A 644-nucleotide genomic window follows, 5' to 3' on the forward strand; every position below is an offset into this window, starting at 1 on the left:
GGCGACCGTGCTCGCGATGGAGCCGGAGATCCTCGTCCTCGACGAGCCGTCCTCCAACCTCGACCCGGCCTCGCGCCGCGAGCTCGGACCCGGCCTCGCGCCGCGAGCTCGCCGACATCCTGCGGTCCCTGGACGTCACCGTCCTGATGGTCACGCACGACCTGCCCTACGCACTGGAACTCTGCCCGCGCTCGGTGATCCTCAGCGACGGGGTGATCGCGGGCGACGGGGAGACCAGGGACGTGCTGAGCGACGCCGAGCTGATGCGGCGCCACCGGCTCGAGCTGCCCTTCGGCTTCTCCCCGCAGTCGGTCTGAGCCTCCGGTCCCACCGGGTCCCACCGGGTCCCACCCGGGGCCCGGAGGGCGGGGGAGTCCCGCGGGGGCGCTCGCCCGGTCGCCGCCCGGGGCCGTGGGCGCCCTCACTACCCCGGGGTAACGTGGAGCCGCTCCGTCCGAWACCTTGTGCACAATCCATTTGTGCACTCCTCACTTACCGGGGCGGACCATGAGCGACCGCGCGGACAGCCGTCCGACGAAGATCATGTACGTGGCCGAGGCCACCGCGCACGGCGGTCGCGACGGCTTCGTGACGAGCCAGGACGGTCTGATCGACCTCCGCCTCGCGATGCCGCCCGCGCTCGG

At 72.8% G+C, this 644-nt stretch carries 2 pseudogenes; both read left to right on the forward strand.

Features of this window, described 5'->3' with window-relative positions:
- Positions 1-317, forward strand: a pseudogene (locus tag EAO71_RS35805) (ATP-binding cassette domain-containing protein); the annotation flags it as partial.
- 190 nt (positions 318-507) lie between these two features.
- Positions 508-644 (forward strand): annotated as a pseudogene (locus EAO71_RS39490) (organic hydroperoxide resistance protein); the annotation flags it as partial.

Origin of the sequence: Streptomyces sp. MS191 (assembly GCF_008042125.1) — a bacterium.
GTDB lineage: Bacteria > Actinomycetota > Actinomycetes > Streptomycetales > Streptomycetaceae > Streptomyces.